Source organism: Nitrosomonas sp. Nm166, assembly GCF_900112825.1.
GTDB lineage: Bacteria > Pseudomonadota > Gammaproteobacteria > Burkholderiales > Nitrosomonadaceae > Nitrosomonas.
Window position 1 is genome coordinate 1 of sequence record NZ_FONE01000118.1, and the last position, 1,237, is coordinate 1,237.

Consider the following 1,237-nt stretch of genomic DNA (forward strand, 5'->3'; position numbering starts at 1 on the left):
TGTATTCGACAGCCTGGACGCACTTGAAAATCACCTGGAAGCGGCACTGTATGACATGGAAAAGGATCGTGAATGTGTCCAATCCATCGTTGCATGGCTCTGGATCATAAATTCAATTATGAAATAGAATTGGAATAACTGATCTGTATCGGTAATAGCTTATACCAATACTCAAGAGTGACATAGCCAATGGAAATGTCCGTTTTTTAGCAAATAAATTGTAATCATCATCTTATGAGTCATCATTTATTCCAGCATTGAATTTCGAAGAAACGAGAAGCTTTGATTGACTTGTAGTTTTGTGTTATAATTTTACTTACGTTCTGACGCGGGGTGGAGCAGTCTGGCAGCTCGTCGGGCTCATAACCCGAAGGTCGTAGGTTCAAATCCTACCCCCGCAACCAAATAAAACAAGCACTTAGAGAATTAAATCCTAAGTGCTTTTTTGTTATAAAATAGGCTATGTCACAATTAGTTGTTGAACCTGTCTTGTTTTCCCAAGAGATATACTCATCGCACATGAAATTTCGGCACTCAGGCGCTACCAATGATTTGGAAATTATCAGTTAATAGTGTGCGTAATTCTGCCTTGTAATGATCCGATGTTGTGAAAAAAGCTTCGCAAGTGCTTTTGAAAAGTGAAAAAGTTTCATAGTAGCGACCATACAGAATTTTTTTCTTGAAAAACTTCCAATAACGTTCAATCAAGTTCAGATTGGGTGCATATGGCGGCAAAAATACGAGTTTATTTTTGAGTCGGTGAGATAGTCACTGATCAGTTGGGATCGATAATAACGCACATTGTCACAAATAATGTAAATAACGTGAGTTCGACATAAGAAAAGCTGTAACAGGAATCCGAATTCCTTATGATGAAACGATTATGAGAAAGAGCTTCATCACTGGAGGAGTCAGATTCCGATGGATACTATAGCGATTTTTTGTGCAATTGACGACTTTTGTAAAGGATTTGAGTCATGTGGGGAGCAGCACTTGCTGGAATCCTCGCTGAAGCTGCGTTGGCGGCGAGGGGAGCTGTGTCTTGGTGAAATCATGACGATCGTGGTGGGATTTCATCTGTCGGGCTACCGGACGTTTAAGTACTATTACCTGAATCAGGTATTGAGGCATGAGCGACCTTATTTTCCAGGGTTGGTGAGTTACAATCGCTTTGTTGAGCTGTTGCAAGGTAACGCTGGTGCCCTTGAGCTGTTTTCTGATTAGCCGCTTTGGGCGC

The 1,237-nt window shown here is 41.0% G+C and carries 1 protein-coding gene, 1 tRNA gene and 1 pseudogene; 2 read left to right on the forward strand and 1 reads right to left on the reverse strand.

From position 1 onward, the window contains the following. Positions 1 to 327: 327 nt before the first annotated feature. A tRNA-Met gene (locus BM021_RS15015) sits at positions 328 to 404 on the forward strand. Positions 405 to 534: 130 nt separating this feature from the next. Here the strand turns inward: BM021_RS15015 and BM021_RS16705 are convergent. Further along, a pseudogene (locus BM021_RS16705) lies at positions 535 to 738 on the reverse strand (transposase); the annotation flags it as partial. 183 nt (positions 739 to 921) lie between these two features. On the opposite strand from BM021_RS16705, the gene BM021_RS15025 reads away from it, so the two are divergent. After that, positions 922 to 1,224 (forward strand): hypothetical protein, encoded by a 303-nt coding sequence (locus BM021_RS15025; protein ID WP_090721774.1) that lies wholly within the window; start codon positions 922 to 924, stop codon positions 1,222 to 1,224. The last annotated feature ends 13 nt before the right edge of the window (positions 1,225 to 1,237 follow it).